Annotated in this window: 18 protein-coding genes; 5 read left to right on the top strand and 13 right to left on the bottom strand. The window is 72.7% G+C overall.

Annotated features, from left to right (window positions below; translation table 11 throughout):
- Positions 1 to 3 precede the first annotated feature (3 nt).
- Positions 4 to 1,542, top strand: a complete 1,539-nt coding sequence (locus OHA89_RS34805) for a carboxylesterase/lipase family protein (protein ID WP_406368710.1) — start codon at positions 4 to 6, stop codon at positions 1,540 to 1,542.
- A 35-nt stretch (positions 1,543 to 1,577) separates the two neighbouring features.
- Here OHA89_RS34805 and OHA89_RS34800 read toward each other — a convergent pair whose 3' ends face one another.
- Positions 1,578 to 2,312, bottom strand: coding sequence for an SOS response-associated peptidase (locus tag OHA89_RS34800; RefSeq protein WP_215142789.1), 735 nt, complete (start codon positions 2,310 to 2,312; stop codon positions 1,578 to 1,580).
- Positions 2,313 to 2,383: 71 nt separating this feature from the next.
- On the opposite strand from OHA89_RS34800, the gene OHA89_RS34795 reads away from it, so the two are divergent.
- Positions 2,384 to 2,776 carry a hypothetical protein gene (locus tag OHA89_RS34795; RefSeq protein WP_257558569.1) on the top strand — a complete coding sequence of 131 codons (393 nt, stop codon included), beginning with the start codon at positions 2,384 to 2,386 and terminating at the stop codon, positions 2,774 to 2,776.
- 47 nt (positions 2,777 to 2,823) lie between these two features.
- On the opposite strand, the gene OHA89_RS34790 is transcribed toward OHA89_RS34795, so the two are convergent.
- The 8 genes from OHA89_RS34790 to OHA89_RS34755 form a co-directional block, all read right to left on the bottom strand.
- Entirely contained in the window at positions 2,824 to 4,227 is a 1,404-nt protein-coding gene (locus OHA89_RS34790) for an ATP-binding protein (RefSeq protein ID WP_406367878.1), read from the bottom strand.
- Entirely contained in the window at positions 4,224 to 4,964 is a 741-nt protein-coding gene (locus tag OHA89_RS34785) for a response regulator transcription factor (RefSeq protein ID WP_215142784.1), read from the bottom strand. Before OHA89_RS34785 ends, OHA89_RS34790 begins: the two co-directional genes overlap by 4 nt.
- 23 nt (positions 4,965 to 4,987) lie before the next feature.
- Complete coding sequence (locus OHA89_RS34780) at positions 4,988 to 5,554, bottom strand: hypothetical protein (RefSeq protein ID WP_266611844.1); 567 nt, start codon at positions 5,552 to 5,554, stop codon at positions 4,988 to 4,990.
- A 65-nt stretch (positions 5,555 to 5,619) separates the two neighbouring features.
- The gene (locus OHA89_RS34775; protein WP_266611842.1) at positions 5,620 to 6,402 is read right to left on the bottom strand and encodes a cytochrome c biogenesis CcdA family protein; all 783 of its coding nucleotides are present in this window, start codon (positions 6,400 to 6,402) and stop codon (positions 5,620 to 5,622) included.
- A complete protein-coding gene (locus OHA89_RS34770; protein WP_251064446.1) occupies positions 6,399 to 7,019 on the bottom strand; it encodes a TlpA disulfide reductase family protein in 621 nt (206 codons plus the stop codon). The genes OHA89_RS34775 and OHA89_RS34770 overlap by 4 nt, the downstream gene beginning before the upstream one ends.
- Positions 7,016 to 7,780, bottom strand: coding sequence for a thioredoxin family protein (locus OHA89_RS34765; protein ID WP_266611838.1), 765 nt, complete (start codon positions 7,778 to 7,780; stop codon positions 7,016 to 7,018). The genes OHA89_RS34770 and OHA89_RS34765 overlap by 4 nt, the downstream gene beginning before the upstream one ends.
- Before the next feature lie 334 nt (positions 7,781 to 8,114).
- Positions 8,115 to 8,678 (bottom strand): hypothetical protein, encoded by a 564-nt coding sequence (locus OHA89_RS34760; protein ID WP_266611837.1) that lies wholly within the window; start codon positions 8,676 to 8,678, stop codon positions 8,115 to 8,117.
- A gap of 141 nt (positions 8,679 to 8,819) precedes the next feature.
- A complete protein-coding gene (locus tag OHA89_RS34755) occupies positions 8,820 to 9,668 on the bottom strand; it encodes a CAP domain-containing protein (RefSeq protein WP_406367877.1) in 849 nt (282 codons plus the stop codon).
- 422 nt (positions 9,669 to 10,090) lie between these two features.
- Here OHA89_RS34755 and OHA89_RS34750 point away from each other — a divergent pair, with 422 nt between their 5' ends.
- The 3 genes from OHA89_RS34750 to OHA89_RS34740 all read left to right on the top strand — a co-directional run bounded on the left by OHA89_RS34750 (position 10,091) and on the right by OHA89_RS34740 (position 13,309).
- Positions 10,091 to 10,585, top strand: coding sequence for a hypothetical protein (locus OHA89_RS34750; RefSeq protein ID WP_406367876.1), 495 nt, complete (start codon positions 10,091 to 10,093; stop codon positions 10,583 to 10,585).
- A gap of 251 nt (positions 10,586 to 10,836) precedes the next feature.
- A complete protein-coding gene (locus OHA89_RS34745) occupies positions 10,837 to 11,157 on the top strand; it encodes a hypothetical protein (protein WP_266611832.1) in 321 nt (106 codons plus the stop codon).
- A gap of 109 nt (positions 11,158 to 11,266) precedes the next feature.
- Positions 11,267 to 13,309, top strand: coding sequence for a protein kinase domain-containing protein (locus OHA89_RS34740; RefSeq protein WP_266611831.1), 2,043 nt, complete (start codon positions 11,267 to 11,269; stop codon positions 13,307 to 13,309).
- Between the two features lie 12 nt (positions 13,310 to 13,321).
- On the opposite strand, the gene OHA89_RS34735 is transcribed toward OHA89_RS34740, so the two are convergent.
- The 4 genes from OHA89_RS34735 to OHA89_RS34720 all read right to left on the bottom strand — a co-directional run bounded on the left by OHA89_RS34735 (position 13,322) and on the right by OHA89_RS34720 (position 19,902).
- Complete coding sequence (locus tag OHA89_RS34735) at positions 13,322 to 15,199, bottom strand: glycoside hydrolase family 15 protein (protein ID WP_406367875.1); 1,878 nt, start codon at positions 15,197 to 15,199, stop codon at positions 13,322 to 13,324.
- A 110-nt stretch (positions 15,200 to 15,309) separates the two neighbouring features.
- Positions 15,310 to 16,539 carry a PP2C family protein-serine/threonine phosphatase gene (locus OHA89_RS34730; RefSeq protein ID WP_266612584.1) on the bottom strand — a complete coding sequence of 410 codons (1,230 nt, stop codon included), beginning with the start codon at positions 16,537 to 16,539 and terminating at the stop codon, positions 15,310 to 15,312.
- Between the two features lie 108 nt (positions 16,540 to 16,647).
- Positions 16,648 to 17,268, bottom strand: coding sequence for a 2'-5' RNA ligase family protein (locus tag OHA89_RS34725; protein ID WP_257558558.1), 621 nt, complete (start codon positions 17,266 to 17,268; stop codon positions 16,648 to 16,650).
- Positions 17,269 to 17,352: 84 nt separating this feature from the next.
- Positions 17,353 to 19,902 carry a discoidin domain-containing protein gene (locus OHA89_RS34720; RefSeq protein ID WP_406367874.1) on the bottom strand — a complete coding sequence of 850 codons (2,550 nt, stop codon included), beginning with the start codon at positions 19,900 to 19,902 and terminating at the stop codon, positions 17,353 to 17,355.
- Positions 19,903 to 20,044 lie beyond the last annotated feature (142 nt).

The raw sequence follows: 20,044 nt of genomic DNA, 5'->3' as shown, positions 1-20,044 counted from the left end.
ATGATGTCCGTTGTCGCGTCCGGACCGTCCAGGTCCCAGCCCGAAGTCCGCACGGCCGCCGGAGCCGTGCGCGGCAGCCGGGAGGCGGGTGTGGCGGTCTTCCGTGGCATCCCCTTCGCCGAGCCGCCGGTCGGCTCGCTGCGTTTCGCCGCGCCGCGGCCGGTACGGGGATGGGACGGGGTGCGGCCGGCGGTGTCCTACGGGCCGCCTCCCCCTCAGGGCGGCCATTTCGGCATGGACGCGCTGGCGAAGGACGCGGTGGGCGACGACTGGCTGACGGTCAACGTCTGGTCGCCCGAGCCGGGCCCTGGCGCAGGGCTGCCGGTGATGGTGTGGATCCAGGGCGGCGCCTACACGATCGGCATGTCCGGTCTTCCCGAGTACGACGGCGGCCGCCTGGCACGTGACGGCGGGGTCGCCGTCGTGACGTTCAACTACCGTGTGGGCCTTGAGGGTTTCGGGCAGATCGACGGGGCCCCCGCCAACCGGGGCCTGCTGGACCAGGTCACCGCGCTGGAGTGGGTGCGTGACAACATCCGGCCCTTCGGTGGCGACCCTGACCGCGTCACGGTGTTCGGCCAGTCGGCAGGCGGCGGATCTGTCGCCGCGCTGCTGGCGATGCCGCGTGCGGCCGGTCTCTTCGGCCGGGCCGTCGCGCAGAGCGTGCAGGGCACGTTCTTCTCGCCGGAGCTCGCCGCCGACATCGCCGCCTCCTGCGCCGCCCAGCTGGGGCTGCGGCCCACGGTGGCCGACCTGTCCGCGGTGCCCCCGGCCCGGCTGTCCGCCGCCGGTGACGCGGTCGGCGCCAAGATGGCCCAGTGGGCGGAACGCTGGGGTCAGGTCGCGCACCGGTCGATCCCCTTCTCGCCGGTCGTCGAGGGTGACTCCCTGCCGGTCACTCCGTGGCAGGCCCTGGCCGACGGCGCCGGCCGTGGCATCGAACTCCTCGTCGGTCACACCCGCGACGAACAGCGGCTGCTCACCGCGCTCGACGGCCTGCTCGGCCAGGTGACGCAGGAGCAGGCGGAGTCCGCCCTGCACGTCTTCGGTCCCGGCCGGGACGGCGCACGCCGGTACCGCGACGGCTTTCCGGCCGCGGGCCCGGACGAGCTGTACGAACTGGTCAACTCCGACTGGCTGTTCCGCATGCCGACCCTCCACCTCGCCGAGGCCCAGACCGGCGCCGGCGGCCGTGCCCACGTCTACGAGCTGACCTGGCCCGCCCCCGGCATGGGCGGTGCGCTCGGCGCCTGCCACGGCCTCGACGTACCGCTCGTCTTCGGCAACCTGGACCGTGGCCAGCCCGCCGTGCTGATCGGCGAGAGCCCGTCCCCGGAGGCCGAAGCGCTGTCCGCCGGCATGCGCGCCGCATGGACGGCGTTCGCCGCCCACGGCGACCCCGGCTGGATCGCGTACGACACCGAGCGGCGCCTCGTGCGGCTCTTCGGCACGCGGCCGGCGGTCACGGCCTACCCGGAGGAGACCTCCCGCCTGATCTGGCAGGACCACGCCTTTCCCGTGGCGCCGCTGCTCGGCCGGTAGCGTCGAGCGGCCCGGATGCTCCGCGCGGCCTGTGGCTACGGGGCGGCGGGGTCGAGGAGGTGGGGGCCGTTGTTGCGGACGCTGTTGACCGCCGTCGAGACCGCCGTCACCGCGAGGCGGCCGTCGGCCGGGGTGTGCAGGAGGGCGCGGAGGTCGGCGGTGTCCTGGTGGGCGGGGTCGAGCCAGGTGTCGTAGTCACCGGGGTCGAGGCCCAGCGGCATGCGGGGGTGGACACGGCCGGCCTGATCGGTGGCTTCGGTGGTGATGATCGTGGCCGTGGTCAGCCACGCCGACGGGTCGTCGTCGTCCTTGACGGCCGGGTCGCGCCAGAACTCGTACAGCCCGGCCATCGCCATCACCCCCGCGTCCTCGGGGCGGATGAAGTACGGCTGCTTGTACGCCTTCGCCGAGCCGGTGGCGGGCACGGCGACCCATTCGTAGAAGCCGTCGGCGGGCAGCAGGCACCGCCGGCGGGTGAACGCACGCCGGTAGGCCGGCTTCTCGTGCACGGTCTCCACCCGGGCGTTGATCATGCGCGAACCCACTGCCGGGTCCTTCGCCCACGACGGGACCAGACCCCACCGCACCGGCCGCAGCCGGCGCAGCACCTCCCCGGTGTCGCGGTCGGCGCGCTCCAGGACCGCCCACACGTCATCGGTCGGGGCCACGTTCCACGACGGCCCCAGCGCCTCGGCGCCGGGATCCCGCTCGGCGTCGAAGAGACCCGCGAGGTCCTCGGGAGCCCGGGAAGAAGCGTAACGACCGCACATGCCCCCACTCTCCCACTCCACCGGCACGGATAATGGCACCTCCACGCACCGATCCGGGAGACGAAGAACCAATGACGCTGAAAGAAGGCCAGCGGGTGAAGCTGGCGGCGGACACCCGGCTGACCGGTTCGGTGGCGATGACGGAAGACTCCTCGACGCCGACGGGGACCGTCGCCGGGTTCCTGCTGCTGGCCGCGGGCACCGAGGGCACCGTGGAGCGGGTGGTCGAGCACCGGCATCAGAGCCAGGAGGTCCGCGAGTACGAGCGGCTCAAGTCGCTCCTCGACGCCTACGGCGACGGGATGCCCACGGAGAGCAGGAAGCAGCTCGAGGAGAAGGTCGACTCCCTGGAACCGGAGTGGATCGCCTACCAGGAGCAGCGGCTCCGCGTGACGGTCCGGGTCCGCTTCGACAACGGGTTCATCCTGGACGAGGCACACGAGGACGTCTTCACGGCCGCCTGACGTCCCGGTCCGGTGGCGGAGGGGCGGAGGGGCGGAGGCGGACGCCGTCACCGGCCGCGCGGCCATCCCGTACGCCGTCGGGAGATGCGTGTCCGGCGCCCGGACAGCAGGGGTGGGGCGAGGGCGAAGACCACGGTGATGTGCGCGCCTCCGCGGGGGCCGCGCGCGATGTTCATCGAGCCGCCGGTGACGGCCGCGGCCCTGCGGGCGATGTCGAGGCCGAGCCCCGAGGAGCCGGTGCTGCTCCCGCGGGAGAGGGCCCGGTCGGGTTCCGGGATGCCCGGTCCGGCGTCCTCCACGACCAGTTCCACGGCCTGGGCGGTGCGGACGACGCTCACGCCGAACGGGGTGCCGGGCGGGGTGTGGCGGAAGACGTTGCCGATGAGCGCGTCCACCACGGCGGCGACGTCGTCGTCGGAGAGGCTGACGGCCGCGGGCTCCTGGGTGAGTTCGAGGGAGCAGGGCCGGCTCTGCTGCTCCGCCAGGACCGCCCAGAAGGCGGTCCGGCGGCGGACGACGTCGGCTGCCTCGCAGCGGGGGCCGGCGGCTCCCGCGCCGGTGGCGTGGTGGCCCGTGCTCGCTTCCGTGCCGAGCATGCCCTGGCCCATGGGGCCCACGGCGAGCGGGGTGCGCGCGGCGGTGATGATGGCTTGGAGTTCCGTCTCCAGCTCGCTCACCGCCGCCTCGACCCTGGCCGACTCCGGTGATCCCGCCATCCGCTCCGATGCCAGGTGCAGGGCGGTCAGCGGGGTGCGCAGCCGGTGGGACAGGTCCGCCACCAGTTCGCGTTCGACGGCGAGCAGCTCGGTCATCCGGTGGGCCATGGCGTTGAAGGCGACGCCCGCGTCGCGCAGTTCCTTGGGGCCCATGGGGTCCACGCGGGCGTCCAGGTTGCCCTCGCCCAGCGCCTGGGAAGCGTGGGCCAGTCTCTTGGAGGACCTGACGACCTTCGCGCCGAGGCGGTCGGCGACCAGCACGGAACCGCCGATCAGGCCCACGGCGAGGAGGAGCATGACCGCCCAGGAGGTGTTGACCCCGCGGGTCAGCTCCTCCTCGGGGACGAAGTTCTCGATGACGGCGACCCGGTCGCCGGGCAGCACCACCGGCTGCAGACAGATCCAGCCGCTGGGAATCTGCTGGGAGATGGACTCGCGCCCCTTCTGGGCCCGTTCGAGCAGGGCCGCGGGCGCTCGGGAGCTGCCGAGGGCAGGGGCGTCCGGCAGGTGCACGACCAGGTGCTCGGTCGCGTCCAGACTGGCGGCGGATTCCCGCAGGGCGGACGGATCCGTGGTCAGCGTCAGTACGGGGGCCAGGGCTGCGGCCCGCTGCTCGGCCGCGGTGACGCTCTGCTCCTTGACCAGCGACATCACCAGTGCGGCCAGCGGTATGAGGAAGGAGAGGGCGACCATCGACGTCACGGCGAGCGCCACTCCGGCCAGTGAGCGTCTCAACGCGGCGCCACCAGTTTGATGCCGACGCCGCGGACGGTCAGCAGGTAGCGCGGGGCCGCCGCGCGTTCGCCGAGCTTGCGGCGCAGGGACGACAGGTGCACGTCGACGGTCTGGTCGTCCACGTACGGCTCGCGCCAGACCTCGGTCAGCAGCCGCCGTTTGGAGACGACCTGGCCGGTGTGGTGGGCGAGGAAGGCCAGGAGGTCGAACTCCCGGCGGGTGAGGTGGAGCTCCTGGCCGGCCAGGTAGGCGGTGCGCGCGCCGGGGTCCACCGCCAGCTCGCCCACGGTGGTGGCGCGCAGCGGTTCGGCCGCCGGCGCCTGCCGCGAACCCTGAGCGGCATGGCCGCCATGGGCGCCATGGGCGGAGGGAAGGTGGCTGGTGCGCCGGAGGACGGCGGAGAGTCGTGCGATGAGCTGTCCCCCGGAGAAGGGTTTGACCAGGTAGTCGTCGGCGCCCGCGTTGAGGAGCTTGATTATCTCCGTCTCGTCGTCGCGGGCGGTGGCCACCAGTACGGGAACGGAGGATATGCCCCGGATCATGCGCAGTGCGTCTCCTCCGTCCAGATCGGGCAGGCCCAGGTCGAGGACCACCGCGTCGACGGGCATCTGGGTGACCTCGCGCAAGGCGCCGAATCCGTCACCCGCGCTGCGCACGGCATACCCGTGCTCCGCCAGGACCTCGATCAGTGACTGGCGGATGCTGGGGTCGTCTTCCACGACCAGGACGCTGGGCATGGGCACACCTTAGTGAACGCCCGTTACTGGTGGGCGCCGAAGGCCGGGCCTTCGTCGGTGATGCGCAGGTGCACGGGGCGGTCGGAGACCGGAATGGTGCAGCCTTCCTCCGAACTGCAGCTCGCGTACCCGAGCAGTACCGTCGCGTCCCCGTTGCCGTCGGCGCGGAAGGGCAGCGTGGTGGTGACGGGGCCGTCCGGGTAGACGGGGACCGGGGCGTCGACACCGGGCACGCTGATCGTCCGTACCTCCGCGGCGGCCGTCAGTTTCCCGTCCGCCCGCAGGACCCCGGCGACTTCCATGGCGGTCGGTCTGCCCACGCCCTCGATTCCGGAGGGCGGCAGATCGGTGCTGTAGAGGTGGAACCCCGTCTCCTCGGGGGTGAAGACCGCGGTCAGGGTGCCGTTCGGGGCATGCCAGTCGGACACCGAGAGCGTGACGGTGACCCCGTTCTCGGTGAAGCGCGTCGTGGGCGCGGCGCCGCCGGCCTTGGCGGGCTGCTCGCCGCATGCCGCGAGGGCGGCCAGGGAGAGGAGGGCGGCCGCGATGCGGGCCTTCCGGGAATGCCTCACATACGGGGAAACGTTCATCTGTGCCTCTATGCCTCTATGTCAGCTGTATCAGCGAAGGGAAGGGGACGGGCCGAACAGCGGCCCTAGACGGCTGGGGTGAAGTCCGCGCTCCACAACTGCAGCCGGTACACCAGGTCGTTCCACACGCCGGTGGCCAGCAGTACGCCGACGAGCACGAGCATCCCGCCGCCGATCCGCAGGACCCACTGGTAGTGGCGTTTGACCAGGCCGAAGGCGCCCAGGGCCCGGCGGAAGGCCAGCGCGGCCAGGATGAACGGCAAGCCCAGCCCGAGGCAGTAGGCCGCCATCAGCAGGGCCCCGCGGGCCGCGCTCGCCTCGCTCCAGGCGAGCGCCTGTACGGCGGCCAGCGTCGGGCCGATGCAGGGGGTCCACCCGACCGCGAACACCGCCCCGAGCACGGGTGCGCCGGCCAGTCCGAGCACGGGCCGCCGGTGGCTGCGGAACTCCCGCTGCGTGAAGCCCGGCAGGAGACCCATGAAGGACAGCCCCATCAGCACGGTGAAGACGCCGAGCACCTGGGTGATCACCTCCTGGTGGGCCAGCAGGGTCCGGCCGAAGTACCCGAACAGGGCCCCTCCGGAGACGAGGACCGCCGTGAAGCCCAGGACGAACAGCAGCGCGCCGGCCACCATGCGGCGGCGTTGCCCGCCGCGGGCGTCCGCCAGGTCGGAGACCGACAGGCTGGTCACGTAGCTGAGGTAGCCCGGCACGAGGGGCAGTACGCACGGCGAGAGGAAGGAGACGAGTCCCGCGCAGAACGCCACGGGAGCGGCGACGGCCAGCGCCCCGTGGAGGAGGGAGGGGGCGTCCGCGGCGGCGAGCGTCAGGCCCGTGAGAGTCGTCATGCCGCTTCCTCCGCCACGCGCGCGAGGAGCGGCCTCAGCTCCTCGTCGGTGATCGCGCCCCCGATGCTGACGGCGATGCGTCCGCGGCGGTCGATCACGAGGGTCGAGGGGATCGCCTGCGGGTTGAGGAGCGCGGGAGGGAAGCGGAGCAGGAGCTCGCCGTCGGGGTCGTGGAGGCTGGGGAAGCCCAGGCCGTGCGCGCGTACGAAGGACTGCGCCGCCGCGCGGTCCCGGTCGCGGGTGTTGATCCCGAGGAACCGGACCCCCTCGGCCCGGGTCTGCCCGCTGAGCCGCTCGAGGTCGTCGGCCTCCGCCCGGCAGGGTCCGCACCACGAGCCCCAGACGTTGAGCACGACGACCTGGCCCCGGAACTCGGCGAGGCTGACCGGCTTTCCGTCCAGGTCCTCGCCCGCCAGAACGGGCGCGGTCGGCCGGGCGCCGGAGTCCACGACCGTGGCCGCGTCGGCGGCCCTGACCGCGGCGCCGGTCGGCCCGGCCGACGCCCCGGCACCGCCGGCGTCGGTGCCGGCCATGCCGATGGCGACGAGGACGCAGCAGGCCGCCGCCCCGAGACCGGCGCCGATCAGGGCGGCGCGGCGCGGAACCGGTCGTCTCATGACGCCCACTTGCGCAGGAAGGAGTTGATCCCGTCCGAGGTCAGGGAGGGGTTGCCCGTGGCGTGGGTGTCGGTGCGCACCGTGCCGGACGGCGTGACGACGATCAGAACGGGCATCTTGTAAGTGCCGCCCGAGGGGCTGTACTTGCGCAGGAGCGCGGAGTTGGCGGAGCTGTTGCCGCCGATGTCGACCTTGACCAGGTGGTACGAGTCCCCGAGGATCGCGGCCGTCTGCGGCTGGGCGAACACCTTGTCGGCCGCCTTGCAGTTGCCGCACCAGTTGGCGCCGAAGTCGAGCAGCACCATCCTGCCGTCGGCCTTGGCCGCGCTCAGCGCCGCGTCGATCAGCTTCTGCGCATCGGCCGAACTGTCGTAGCCGGGCCCGGGTATCCGTGCCGGTGCGGGGGCGGCGGACGTACGGGACGGCTTGGGCGCGGCCGAAGCGGTCTGGGCGCGCGAGGGGCTCGGCGAGGCGGAAACGGTACTGGCGGACGCCGACGGCGAGGCCGAGGCGGTCGGGGACGCCTCGGCGGAGGCGGACGCGGAAGCGGACTCCGTCCCGGCGGCGAGGGTCTGCGACGACGGTCCGCCCGCGGACACCGAGGCGGACCCGACGGGCTGGGAGGACGGACCGCAGGCGGCGGTCAGCCCGGCGGCGACCACGGCCGCGGCCACCAGCGGCAGTCGCACCCCCAGGGGCGCGGCGGAGCGGGGCTGCGCGGGGCGGCCGGCACGGACGGGTCGGAGTATGCGAGAACTCATGGCGAAGACACCCCAAGGCACGGTTCGGACTGCGGGAAGGGCGAGGAACGCCTCCCGGCTCGGTGAAGCCGACGGCGCGACGGCTGGACGGGTCGCCGGGGCGATCACGCCCGGGCGCCGAAGGCCGCTCGGCTGACGCGAGCATAGGACCGCTCCGGGCCGCCCGATCCGGGTGAGCACGATCTTGAGGTTCCCCTAAGGAACAGCTCACCTTCCGCTTCGCCGGAACTCGGGTGATGAGCACACGCAAGAAGGCGAAACACGCAAAAGGGATCAGGGGGTTGAGTGGTGCGGATCGGCCGAAGCGGTCGAGGCGGCCGAGGCGGCCGGGCCCTCAGAACGAGGTTTCGCGGACGCTGGCCTTCGCCACCGGGTCGATCGTCGCCGTGATGACCGAGCGGTGGTCCGCGCTGGTGAAGGTGACCGTCAGGGTCTCGTCCGCGGTCTGTGACGTGGTGGCCTTGAATCCGCGGCCGGGTATCGCGGAGATCAGGCACACACCGCGGCTCCCGTACCGCACCGTGACCTTGCCGCCCTGCGAGGGGACGGTGTGCAGGCCCGGTCCGCCCTCCTCGCAGTCGACGGAGGGTTTCGGCGCGGTGGTTCGGGGGGTTCCCGTCGAGGCCTTCGCGGGTGTGGGCGTCGAGGCCGAGGGAGACGGCTGCCCGGTCGCGGTGGGCGAGCCACTGGCGGACGGGCTCGGGGACTGCGGGCTCGGGGACTGGCCCTGCCCCGCCTGCCACGCCGGCGGCGAATCGAAGACCATCGGGGCGGACCGCGCAACCGGAGGTGTATGCCTGGTCGAGCCGACCACGAACTGGACCGTGACGAGCACGGCGGTCACGCTGGCGGCCGTGCACGACAGCCATATGAGCAGGTAGCGCGGAATTCGAGGCACGGCCCCATAGTGGCCGACGCGCCGGGCCGCCCGTCACCGCGGGTCCGCCGTCGCGCGGGTCCGCGGGGCAGACGCCGACGTCCTCCTGGCCCGCGTACGGGTCGGAGGACGTGTGCCGCTCGGCGGCCGGCGGGAGGGTTCCTACTTCGGCGTGCCGAAGTCCTGCGTCCACCACGGGCCGCCGTCGCCCTTGTGGACGCCTATGCCGATCTCCCGGAAGGCGCAGTTGAGGATGTTGGCCTTGTGGCCGGGGCTGTTCATCCACGCGTTCATGACGGCGTCGGCGTCCGACTGGCCCCGGGCTATGTTCTCGCCCAGGCGGGACCATCCGTATCCGGCCGCTTCCACGCGGGTGGTCATGGTGGACCCGTCGGGTCCGGTGTGGGACATGACGCCACTGCGGGCCATGGTGTCGCTGTACGCCCGCGCCGCGGCGCTCAGCTTGGCGTTCGTGGCCAAGGGGCCGCACCCGGCCGCGGCCCGCTCCTTGTTGACCAGGGCGAGGACCGCCGACTCGGAGTCCCCGGAGGCATTGCCGGAGGAGCCGCCCGAACCCCCGGAACCGCCGCCGGTGGTCGCGGCAGGCGTACGCGACGCGGGCTTGCGGGCCGGGGTCGACGCCGACTTGTCCGGGCTGCTCTCCTCTGCCGCGGGCTTCGTGGGAGCGGCGGATCCCGTGGCGTCGGCGCCGGGCGTTCCTGACGGCGTCGCGCCCGTCGCGGCCGCGGCGTCGGCGGTGAGCGTGGGGAGGGGAGGCGTGGGAGTCGCCGTCGCCTCCCCGCTACCGGAGCCCGGCGCCCCGGACTTCGGTCCGCTGGCGCCATCGGCCCGCCTGTCCCCGCGCGCTCCGCCGTCGGAGTCGGCCACCGCGACCCCGACCGCCACCGCCGCGGCCGCCGCGGTGAGGGACAGCACGATGCGCGTGCGCACCGCCTTCTTCCGTCGCGCCTCGACGCGGGACGGCGTTCCGGGAGTTTGGCTGCGGCTCATGCCTGTAGACCTCACAGAGAGAAGGGGTGGGGCACCTCCCAGCGGGGGCTGGGGGAGGCTCGGACCGAGCCTAGGGCCGTGACCAGCCAAAAGAGCGGTCTGGAGGCGTTCTTCAAGGTCCCTTAAGGAAGCCCGCAGGGTCGGCACAGGAACGAGGGAGGTGCGGGTTCCCGTGGTGAGCGATATGCGTGCGCCTCGGGGGGTTTGCGTGAGGACGTCCGGTAGATCTCAACAGCCCGTTGACCGACCGCCGGTGAACGTTTCAGCATGCACGGGTCAATCCGTTCGACGACTGCCGAAGGACTGACCCGCATGGGTAAAGGATCGTTACGCGCAACGGAACACCCGCCGGGACGGCGACCCTGCATTCCAAGGTCACGGCCACGCTCGACCCGCGCAACCGGTACGAGTCGAAGTACAAGGTGGAGCTGCGGCTGACGGACCCGTCCTCGTGGGCGGGCTGGCTGACCAACGGCCGGGTCGGCTTCGAGTGCAACCGCTGCGACGTGGACGAGTCCGGTGAGCAGTTCCTGTTCCCGAACCAGACGCGGACGTACGAGTTCACCGTGTCTTCGCCGGGCCGGGCGGCTGCGTGTACCCCCCAGGTCGCGGCCGTGTGGGTGCTGGACACCGGCAACCCGAGGGTCGACGCGGTGGCCTGGCACGTCGACTGGGCGCAGCGCAACCTCGACCAGCCGTGGGGGAAGCCGGGTACCCGGTACCCGCTGCACCGCACGTTCGACGAGACCGTCATCGACGCGAACCGTGACGTGGCCTGCGGCCGCGGCGTGCCGCGGCCTCCGCCGGGCAGCGGGCTGGCTTGTGACGAGTACCCGTTCGCCCAGTCACTGGAGGGGGCCAGCCGGAACCCGGACTACTCCTGCCACTTCCTCGACGGGGGACGACAACTCCCGTGAGGGCAGCCTGCGCAAGGCGTCGCTGAACGGTCAGCGGGTCCTGGAGGGCGACGCGTTCTACGTCCGCGTCCTCAAGTCCGCGGGTGCGGTGGCGCCGCCTCAGGCGATGGGGCCGGTGGGCTGCGGCAGGGACTGACCCACCGACCCAGCCGTACGCCGGCACTTCTGCCGAACCGGTACCCCGAGAGCAGGGGCCGCACCCACCATGGGTGCGGCCCCGTTCCGATTCGAGACCGAGGGGAAGACCCCACATGCCCGCCCCGCAGCACACCACCACCAGCACCGTCCACGTCGACGCCGGCACGGTCGCCGAGGTGCCCGTCTCGTGGGACTCCGCGTTCATCGACTTCGCCACGACCGGCACCGAAGTGGACCCGGCCGGCCGGCTGGAGCTTCCCGGCCCCGGCGACTACCGGATCCGCGTCCACGGCAGGAACCGCGACGACGGCGATCCGCGCGTGGCGAGTGATCCCGTCGAGGAGTACCTGATCCAGGTGTGGCCCGCCCCGGCCGGAGGTCCCGAGCTGTGGAAGGCGACCAGCCGGACGGCCGCACGGTGGCGCACACCCTGAGCGGTACGACGGCCCTCCCGCGGGCCTCCCCCGGGCCTGGCTTGACTGGTATGCCGCGCGACGGGTAAGGAGAGGCTGTTCATCGCGCACGGTGTGAAACGGGGGACCCATGAAGCCGCTCGAAACGGGCGATCCCACCTCGGTCGGCGAGGGCCGCTACCGGCTGGTGGGACGGCTCGGCCAGGGGGGCATGGGCGTGGTCTACCTGGGCCGGTCCCAGTCCGGCCGTGCGGTCGCCGTCAAGGTGGTACGTCCAGAGCTCAGCACCGAGCCCGGGTTCAAGCGGAGGTTCGCCGACGAGGTGGCGGCCGCGCGGCGGGTCGGCGGCTTCCACACCGCACCGGTCGTCGACGCCGACCCGGACGGGGAGCCGGCCTGGCTGGTGACGGCCTTCGTGCCCGGCCCCACCCTGCAAGCGGTGCTCGCGCGCGTCGGATCGCTGCCTCTGGACACGCTCACCGTCCTGGCGGCCGGACTGGCCGAGGCGCTGGAGGCGATCCACCGGGTGGGGGTCATCCACCGCGACCTCAAGCCCGCGAACATCATCGTCGCAGAGGACGGGCCGCGCGTCATCGACTTCGGCATTGCGCGCGCCCTGGACGGAACGGCCCTGACGCAGACCGGACTGCAGATCGGCACGCCGGGATTCCTTGCACCCGAGCAGCTCAGCGGGGGTGGCGCCCTGACCCCCGCGGTCGACATGTTCGCCCTGGGGGTGGTGCTCACCCAGGCCGCGGGCGGCTCCCCTTTCGGCGAAGGCCCGTCCGCGGCCAGGCACTACAAGGTCGTCCACGAGGAGCCGGACCTGACCGCCGTCCCCGGCGAACTCCGCGAAGCCATCGGCGCATGCCTGTCCAAGGACCCGGAGGCACGGCCCACCCCATCCGCCTTCCTGGGCAGCCTGACCGTCCGCCACCCGGCCGGTGACTCCTGGCTGCCGGACGCGGCAACGCACCTGCTCCCCCGGCAGGAACCGGCGGCGCAGCCCACCGCGCCGGATGCACCGCAGGACACCCCGGCGGCGGACGCCCCCCGGCCCGTCGTCGCGCCGGAGCCCCGTACGGAACAGCCGCGGACCGTGACGGGGCCGGCGGCACCGCTCTCCCCAACGCCCACGCCCACGCCCACGCCCTCACCAGAGGCGCGGCAGCCGGCGGGCGCGCAGCCCGGGCGTCGACGCGCGGTCGTGGCGGCGGCGGTGCTCGTGGCCTCGCTCACGGCCGTCGGCCTGCTGCTGTGGCAGCCCTGGACCGGCTCCACCAAGGACGATGCCAAGCCCGGCGCCGTCACACCCACCGGCTCCGCCCCCGCACCTGCCGCCGCCCCTTTCCCGACGGAGCCCCTGCTCATCCGCAAGGACACCGCCCCCGGCTGGCCGGGGACGTGTCACGGCGTCATCGCCCGCCGGGACGCGGCGACGGAGGCACCCGTGCAGCTCGTGGCAGGGGACGCGTGCGACACGCTGCCCACGTGGTCCCCTGACCGCAAGTCCTTCGCGTTCACCCGTACCACGCCCGAGGGCACGGCCGTCTGGACCGCCGGCGCCGACGGTTCGAACGCGCGGCGGGTCGCCTCCATCGCCGGTGGCAGGGTGTCCTGGTCGCCGGACGGCAGCCGGCTCGCCGTACTGCGCAAGAAGGACGGCGTACAGCAGCTGTTCGTGGTCGACGTCGCCGACGGCTCCGCTCGCCAGCTCACCTCGGGCAAGGGCCAGGTCGAGGACCCCGCGTGGTCGCCGGACGGCAAGCGCATCGCGGTCTGTCTGCAGACGGAGCCCGAGAACTGGCAGATCCACGTGGTCGACCCCGCCGCCCCGGACCGCGCCCCGCAGCAGGTGACCCGGCTGCCCCATCCGGCACTCGACCCGGTGTGGTCCCCGGACGGCGCGACCTTCGCGTACACCGCGGGGACCTACGGCGCGGGTACTCAGGGCGACATCCGCCTCGTGGCCGTCGACGGCACGGACGATCGCGACCTGGTCGCCACCGGCGCCCATGAGATGGACCCCGCCTGGTCCGTCGACGGCACCTGGGTGGCCTTCGTCCGCGGCCCGTACGAGAAGCCGGTGATCTGGGCCGTGCGCGCGGACAAGACGGGCGAGCGCACCCTGACCACCGGCACCTCCGGCGAAGGCCATCCCGCCTGGCGCTGAGCCCGGGAGCCGTCAGGGAGCGACGCTCTGGCCGCGGCTCGCGAACCGGTCGAGTTCCGTGTCGAGTGCGTGGGCCGCTGTGATGAGGGCGAGGTGGGTGAAGGCCTGGGGAAAGTTGCCCAGTTGCTCGCCGCTGGGGCCGATCTCCTCGGCGAACAGCCCCACGTGGTTCGCGTGGGTGAGCATCTTGTCGAAGGCGTAGCGGGCCTGTTCGAGACGTCCGGCGCGCGCGAGGGCGTAGACGTAGAGGAAGCTGCACAGGGAGAAGGTGCCCTCGGATCCCTGCAGGCCGTCGGGAGAGGCGGCGGGGTCGTAGCGGTAGACGAGGCTGTCGGAGACGAGTTCGCCGTCCATGGCTTCCAGGGTGGACAGCCAGCGCGGGTCCTTCGGGGTGATGAAGCCGACCAGCGGCATCATCAGCAGGGAGGCGTCCAGGACGGTACTGCCGTAGTGCTGGACGAACGCCTGACGCTCCTCGCTCCACCCGCGCGTCATGATCTGCTGGAGGACGGCGTCGCGAGCGGCGGTCCAGCGGGGTACGTCGCCCGGGCGGGCGAGGGCGGAGGCCTGGCGGACGCCACGGTCAAGAGCGACCCAGCACATGAGGCGGCTGTAGGTGAAGTCCTTCTGGCCGCCCCGGGTCTCCCAGATGCCCTCGTCGGGGCGGTCCCAGTTGTCGCACAGCCAGTCCAGCACGGCGGCGGAGCGCCGCCAGCCGTCGTAGCCGATGACGTCGCCGGCCTGGCCCGCGTGGGCGAGGGCGAAGACGGCCTCGCCGTAGATGTCCAACTGCAGCTGCCCGGCGGCGCCGTTGCCCGCGCGCACCGGGGCGGAGCCGCGCCAGCCCGCCAGATGGCCGAGGACCTCCTCGGCCAGGTACGGGTCCCCGTCGACGCGGTACATGATCTGCAGCGGCTCTCCGTTGGGTGCTCCCCCGTCCTCCAGCCGCTGCTGGAGCCAGCCGCGGAAGGCGTTCGCTTCCTCGGTGAAGCCCAGGTCGCGCATGGCCCGCACGGCCAGGGAGGCGTCGCGGATCCAGGTGTAGCGGTAGTCCCAGTTCCGCTCGCCGCCCTCCTGCTCGGGCAGGCCCATGGTCGCGGCGGCGATGGGCGCGCCGGTGGGCGCGTACGTCATGAGCTTGAGGGTGATGGCGGAGCGGTTGACGATCTGCTGCCAGCGGCCCCGGTAGCTGCAGCGTCCGATCCAGTCGTGCCAGAAACGGCGCACGGCGGCGAATTCCTCCGCCAGCTCGTCCGCGTCCAGCGGCCGTGGAGCCTGGCTCGCGGAGTCGCACACCGTCAGCACGACGGCCGCACGCTCACCGGCCGCCAGCGTCACCCCGGCTCGTACGTCACCCCCGTCGGCCTCCAGCGGAACAGGGCCGATGGCCTGCAGGTGTGCGGTGACGCCCGGACCCTCGAAGCGCGCGGTGCTGCCGTCCAGGGCGAGGTCGTGGTGCGCGCGGCCGTAGTCGAAGCGCGGCCGGCACTCCAGGGCGAAGCGCACGGAGCCCCGTACCGTCCGCATCACCCGCACCACCCGGTGCCGGTCGGTGACCGTGGTCGGATGGTGGACGGGCATGAAGTCGACCACCTCCCCCACGCCCTCGCGCGTGAGGAAGCGGGTGATCAGGACAGCGGTATCGGCCAGGTAGAGCTGGCGGGTGATGACGCCGGCCTCGCCTCCCGGCCCGCCTCCTTCGACACCCGGCGCGTCCGCGGTGATGGCGAAGTGTCCGCCGCGGTCGTGGTCGAGCAGTCCGGCGAAGATGCTGGGCGAGTCGAAGCGGGGCGAGCAGAACCAGTCCAGCACGCCTTCGGAGGAGACGAGTGCACACGTCTGCAGGTCCCCGATCAGGCCGTGCTCGGCAATCGGCGGATAGGGAAGCATCGGCCCTCCACGTCTTGCAGGGCGCTCTCGTTCGGGCAGTCTCATTCTCGGGCCCTGCGCCAGTGATCGCCATGCAGGCCGGGGCGAGCCGCGCTCTCACCGCGGCGCCGTCACAGGCGCAGGACGACCAGGGCCGTGTCGTCGGTGATTCCGGCCGACGGGATGAGGTCGGTCAGCAGGGCGTCGGCCAGCGCTTCGGGTTCGGCGGTGCGGTGTCGTGCGAGGGCGTCGGCGAGCCTTTGGAGACCGGCGTCGATGTCCTCGTGGCGGCGTTCGACGAGTCCGTCGGTGTAGAGGACGAGTACGGAACCTTCGGTGAAGGCGCTCTGGGCCTGGGGGCGGCGAGCGTGTTCGGGCCGGGCGCCGAGCGGGGGGTCGGTGGCCTGGTCGAGGAAGGTGACGGTGCCGTCGTGGTGGCAGAGCGCGGGCGGGGGGTGGCCGGCGCAGCTGTAGGTGAGGGTGCGGCTGTTCCAGTCGATGAAGACCGACACCACGGTCGTGGACTCGGCGCCGTCGATGGAGCGGGCGTACAGGCCGAGGCCCTCGAGGGCCTGGGCGGGGCCCTCGGTGACGCGGGAGGCGGCTGACAGGGCGCTGCGCAGCTGGCCCATGACGCCGGCCGCGCGCAGTCCGTGGCCGACGACGTCACCGACGGCGACGGCGGTGCGGCCGGGCAGGTCGACGAGGTCGTACCAGTCGCCGCACACGTTCAGGGCTCCGGCGGCCGGCAGGTAGCGCACGGCGGCCTGGTGGTGGCCGAGCGGGCGGGGCGTGGGCAGCATCGCCTCCTGGAGATGGAGAGCCACCTCGCGTTCACGGGTGTGGGCCCGGCGCAGGCGTTCGTTGACCTCCTGAAGCTCCCGGGCGCGGGAGTACAGATCGGACTCCAGCACCTGGGCGCGGTCCGTGGCGCCGCGTGCGCTCTGGGCCCGGATGAGTTCGGTGACCTCCTCCACGCGGTGCAGCAGCAGCGCCACGCTGCCGTCGGGGGCGCGGACGGGGACGTTGACGGGGCTCCAGTACCGCTCCTGCCACACCCCGGGCCGATCGTGGTATTCCACGTCGTAGCGTTGCAGGGCCATGGTGTCGCGCTCCCCGGTGGCCACGACCCGTTCCAGGGAGGTGCGCAGGTTGTACATGCCGGTCGCGTCCGGATCGGTGGGGTTGTCGGGGAAGACGTCGAACAGATAGCCGCCGACGACCTGCTCGCGCGTGCGGCCGGACATCGACAGGTACGCCTCGTTGGCGTCCAGGAACACGAGATCGGGGGTCAGCAGTGCGACCGCGCCCGGCAGGGCGTCGAACACCGCCTGGTAGTCGATCCCGGATCCGTTCACGATCCACCTGTCCGCGCGCTACGTCCTGGTCATGAGGTTGCTCCCACGATAGGTACGACCGCGCAGGCGGGCTTGTCACAAGCCTCCGCCCTTGGGCCGTTCGGCCGCCCGTCACCCGGAACGGGAGGTGCCGCAGTCCTGGTGCCGGCGCACTTCGCCCGTGCCCAGGGTGATCGTGAGGCGGGGTCGCATGGGCTCTTCGCCGCGACGGGAGAGCAGCACGATGTCGTGGACCTGCGCCGCCGTGCTGCCCAGGAGGGCGGCACACTCCGCGGCCAGGTTCCGCGGGTCGTCGGTGCGGCCGAGCGACAGGTGCGGCGTGAACCGCGGGAACCGGCCGCGGCACAGCGGGAACGGCTCCGCCAGGGCGCCCTGGAGCGTGGTCCAGGGGGCAGGACCGGCCGCGGCGGGGTCCAGCCACACGGTGGAGTACGCGCGGTGGCGGAAGGCGTGCACTCCGCTGAGGCGGATGGTGAAAGGCCCGCTCTGCGCGGCCGCGGCGGCCAGCAGCGGGACCGCTGCCGCGAAGTCGGTCTCCGGGACGAATCCGAAGATCAGGTTCACGTGCGGTGGCCAGCGGCGGATCTGGGGGTCGTGCTCGGCGCGAATGCTCTGGATCGCGGGCCACAGCCCGGCCGGAGGGAGCCAGACCACGGCGGTCCGGGGCGTGGGAGCGACCTGGAGGAATCCTGGGACACCGGCTGCGCCACCGGCGGTCGGGGGCACCTTCACACGGCCATGATGCGCCTGACCGGTGTATCCCCACGATCCGTTGCGGTGTCCGGCCGGCTCGAGGGCCGGACACCGCTCGTGGGTTCAGGAGATGGTGACGAACCGGGCGGTGCTCGGCACTCCCTGGGCGTCTAGGGCGAAGAGCATGTAGGTCCCCGGCAGGACCACGCCGGTGTCAGCGGGGATGGCCACCGTGTAGGCGCCGGTTCCCGTGGCGGACGAGACCAGCGGGACCCGCCGCTGGTCGTTGTCGGTGGAGTGGGTCGCGGCCGCGGCCCGCATCAGGACGAAGGACGCCACCGGAGCCTGGGTGGTCACCGTGAGCGACGCGCCGGGGGCTGCCGTGGCGGGCACGCCCCCGGTGATGGCAGGACGCGGCTTCGGCGATCCGTCCGCGTTGAGCAGGTACGGCGGTGTGAAGACGGCCCCGTCGGCGTGGTTGGTCGCGCAGTCACCGCACAGGCCCCCGCCGCCGGAGAAGATCCGCCCGTCCGGCAGCAGGTTGGCCACGCTGTGGTAGTTGCGCGGGATGGCCATGGTGGCGAGCGGGGTGAAGCTGCCGGTCGACGGGTCCCACAGCTCGGGGGTCAGCACCGAGGTCGCGTCGCTGAACGGCACCGGATAGGCCTGCCCGCCGAAGACGGCAACCTTGCCGTCGGGCAGGACGACGCTGTTGCCGAAGGCGCGGGCGTACTCCATGTCCCCGGTGCGGGCTGCCTGGACCTGGCTGCCCGAGACGTTCACGGTGTAGGCGCGCCGCGTGGCAGGGGTCTTCTCGTAGGCGGGCGAGCCGCCCAGGGTGAGCAGTTTGCCGATGTCGTAGGCGACGGCGTTGCCGGTCATGGCGTCCTGGCTGTCGGCCCGGGTGCCGGCGGCGGTGATGCTGCCCTGGCCGGTGGTCGAGATCCAGTTCATCTGCTTGCTCGGGCCCAGTTGCAGTACCTTGCCGCCCGAAGTGGCGTGCAGCCACATGTGGTTGTCGGCGCGGTAGGCTCCGGCCGGGTCGGCCGTCAGCGCCGGCGTGGCGGCGACGCCCGGGAGCTTGCGCCAGGTGCGGGTGTCCGGCGACCAGACCTCGCCGGCTTTGTCGCCCGCGGGTCCGCTCCAGGATCCGCCCAGGACGAAGGCCTCACCGGTGGAGAGCAGGGTCATGGCCTGGTAGCCGCGCGCGATGTTCATGCTGGTCGTGGCGGACCACGCGTCGGTGGCCGGGTCGTAGATGCTCGCCTTTTCCGCGTTGCTGCCCCCGGTGACCAGCACCCGGCCGTCGGCCAGCATGGCGATGCCGGGACAGAACATGTCGTGGCCGGTGTTGTCGATGCGGCGCTGGGTGACCTTGCCGGTCTTCAGGTCCAGGATCGCGGTCTGCGTGTAGCCGCTGCTGCCGCCGAAGCGGTCGACCGCGTACGCCGACCAGGCCAGCAGCTTGTCGCCGGGCAGGGCGGCGGTGGCCACGGGCACCAGGGGGAAGCCGATGATCCGGTCCCAGGACCCGTGGACGGCCGGGCTTGCCGGTCCGCTCAGGCGTATCTCACCGGCCGAGGTCCACGGACCGCGGCCGCCGGCCTCGGTGGTCACGGTCAGGCGTACGAAGCGGGCGTTCTCCGCACGGGTGAAGGTGGCGGTCTTGACGGTGTCGTCGTCCCGCCAGGTGCCGGCCGCGACGGGCGCGCCGAAGGCCGTGCCGTCGGTGCTGGTGGTGACGGTGTACGCGCCTGCCCGGCCATTGGGCCCGTCGGGGCGGGGGTGGTAGACGAGCGCGGAGACGACGGTCGTGCGCTGCATGTCGATGGTGATGCTGTGCGGCAGCGGGGCTGGAGTACCGGTCCACTTGCTGTGCCAGATGGTGCCGGTGTTGCCGTCGAGCACGTTGGCCGCGCGCCCGCTCTCGCCGCTGGTCTCCTCGTCGCTCGCCGTGGCCGTCCAGCCGGCCCGGGACAGGTCGACGGTGGCGGCCGGGGTGCCGGGGTCGCCCAGCAGGTTGATCTCGGCGGCGGAGGTCCAGGGCCCGCGGCCGCCGGCCTCGGTGAGCGCCGTCAGCCGTACGAACCGGGCTCCCTGCGGGGCGAACCCGAGGGTCTTGGCGGCGGCGTCGTCCGCGAGCGTGCCGGTGGCGACCGGGCTTCCCCAGCTCCGTCCGTCCGTACTGAGGCTGATGCCGTACTCACCGACGCGTCCGTTGGGCCCGTTGGTGCGGGGGTGGTAGACGAGTGCGGAGATGACGGTCGTGCGCTGCATGTCGATGGTGATGCTGTGCGGCAGCGGGGCTGGAGTACCGGTCCACTTGCTGTGCCAGATGGTGCCGGTGTTGCCGTCGAGCACGTTGGCCGCGCGCCCGTTCTCGCCGCTGGTCTCCTCGTCGCTCGCCGTGGCCGTCCAGCCGGTGCGGTCGAGAACCGGAGCTGTGGGCTCCATGGCGTTCGCCGGCGCGATGCCGTGGTGCGGTGACTGCGCCGCCGTCTGCTGGTCCAGAGGTACGGGGGCGGATCGGGGCTCCGGGGCGCGGCCGGCCGCCGTGCTCGCGACCCCGAGCCACGGCGTCGAACCGAGCAGGAGCGAGCCGAGGCCGAAGGCTATGAGCAGGTGGGAACGGCGTATCAGGCGGGATAAGGCGAGGAAGCGCCTGGACTGCAATCTGACCTCCTGGGGCGAATGGGCGTGCCCCAGGGAACATAGGTCAGCGAAACGGCAACTCGCCTGAGATAAAGGATAGTTGGCGTGAAGCTACGATACGGGTCGAGCGCCCTGGTACCCACCCGGGGAGAACCGGTCAGGA

Origin of the sequence: Streptomyces sp. NBC_01546 (assembly GCF_045208355.1) — a bacterium.
In the GTDB taxonomy this organism is placed as follows: Bacteria; Actinomycetota; Actinomycetes; order Streptomycetales; family Streptomycetaceae; genus Streptomyces.
Note: the sequence above shows the minus strand (reverse complement) of the source record. Positions and strands in the feature narration are given on the sequence as shown.

Coding starts and splice junctions, on each gene's coding strand:
- OHA89_RS34805 (WP_406368710.1), top strand. CDS start 4: ATGTCCGTTGTCGCGTCCGGACCGTCCAGGTCCCAGCCCGAAGTCCGC.
- OHA89_RS34785 (WP_215142784.1), bottom strand. CDS start 4,964: ATGCCCAGCGTCCTGGTCGTGGAAGACGACCCCAGCATCCGCCAGTCA.
- OHA89_RS34770 (WP_251064446.1), bottom strand. CDS start 7,019: ATGAGACGACCGGTTCCGCGCCGCGCCGCCCTGATCGGCGCCGGTCTC.
- OHA89_RS34740 (WP_266611831.1), top strand. CDS start 11,267: ATGAAGCCGCTCGAAACGGGCGATCCCACCTCGGTCGGCGAGGGCCGC.
- OHA89_RS34755 (WP_406367877.1), bottom strand. CDS start 9,668: ATGAGCCGCAGCCAAACTCCCGGAACGCCGTCCCGCGTCGAGGCGCGA.
- OHA89_RS34775 (WP_266611842.1), bottom strand. CDS start 6,402: ATGACGACTCTCACGGGCCTGACGCTCGCCGCCGCGGACGCCCCCTCC.
- OHA89_RS34735 (WP_406367875.1), bottom strand. CDS start 15,199: ATGCTTCCCTATCCGCCGATTGCCGAGCACGGCCTGATCGGGGACCTG.
- OHA89_RS34780 (WP_266611844.1), bottom strand. CDS start 5,554: ATGAACGTTTCCCCGTATGTGAGGCATTCCCGGAAGGCCCGCATCGCG.
- OHA89_RS34800 (WP_215142789.1), bottom strand. CDS start 2,312: ATGTGCGGTCGTTACGCTTCTTCCCGGGCTCCCGAGGACCTCGCGGGT.
- OHA89_RS34765 (WP_266611838.1), bottom strand. CDS start 7,780: ATGAGTTCTCGCATACTCCGACCCGTCCGTGCCGGCCGCCCCGCGCAG.
- OHA89_RS34795 (WP_257558569.1), top strand. CDS start 2,384: ATGACGCTGAAAGAAGGCCAGCGGGTGAAGCTGGCGGCGGACACCCGG.
- OHA89_RS34745 (WP_266611832.1), top strand. CDS start 10,837: ATGCCCGCCCCGCAGCACACCACCACCAGCACCGTCCACGTCGACGCC.